The 1,012-nt window shown below is 65.3% G+C and carries 1 pseudogene; it reads left to right on the top strand.

What is annotated here, in order from left to right:
* Positions 1-1,012, top strand: a pseudogene (locus tag DBR12_RS21035) (hypothetical protein); the annotation flags it as partial.

Below are 1,012 nucleotides of genomic sequence, written 5' to 3' on the forward strand. Positions count from 1 at the left end.
GTCTATAGCCTTGCCTTGCAGCCCGATGGCAAGGTGCTGGTGGGGGGGCTGTTCACCACCCTGGGCGGGCAGGCGCGCAGTAACATCGCTCGGTTCAACGCTGATGGCACGCTGGATGCCGGCTTCAATCCGAATGCCAACAATACTGTCTACAGCGTGACAGTACAGCCCGATGGCAAGGTGCTGATGGGGGGGGCTTTCACCACAGTAGGCGGGCAGGCGCGCAACCGCATCGCTCGGCTCAACGCCGATGGCACGCTGGATACGGGCGTCAATCCGGATGTCAACAATTTTGTCTATAGCCTGGCCGCGCAGCCCGATGCCAAGGTGCTGATGGGAGGGACTTTCACCACAGTAGGCGGGCAAGCGCGCAACCGCATCGCTCGGCTCAACGCCGATGGCACGCTGGATGCAGCCTTCAATCCGGATGCCAACAATTTTGTCTTGAGCGTGGCAGCGCAGCCCGATGGCAAGGTACTGGTGGGGGGCTCTTTCACCAGCGTGGGCGGGCAAACCCGCAACCGCATTGCCCGCCTGAGCGTGCCAGAGGCGGCCCTGCAGTCCCTGGAGGCCACCGCTTCTGGCGACGGCCTGCGCTGGATGCGCAGCGGCGCTGGGACCGAAGTCAGCCTCGTGCGTTTTGCGATATCGAATGTGGAGGATGCCCCCGAGTTTGGTTGGACGGACTTGGGCGCGGTCACACGGGTAGCGGGTGGCTGGGCGCTGGATGGACTGACCTTTCCGCGCGGCGCCCCCCTGTGGGTTCGGGCCCAGGGCATTGCCACGGGTGGGTATCAGAACGGCTCCTCGTTCCCCGTGCGGTCGGTGCGCGCGCTGTACTTTGCGCCGTTTGTAGCCCCCGACGCGCCCACGGGCCTGACAGCGGTGGCGGGCAGCGGTGCAGTGACCCTGTCGTGGACAGCGCCAGCGAATAACGGCGGCAGTGTCATACAAAGCTACGAAGTCACGGGCACGCCCGCAGGTGGCGGAGCCACGGTAAGCTGCCCTGCCC

This window comes from Acidovorax sp. HMWF029, assembly GCF_003060895.1.
In the GTDB taxonomy this organism is placed as follows: domain Bacteria; phylum Pseudomonadota; class Gammaproteobacteria; order Burkholderiales; family Burkholderiaceae_C; genus Acidovorax.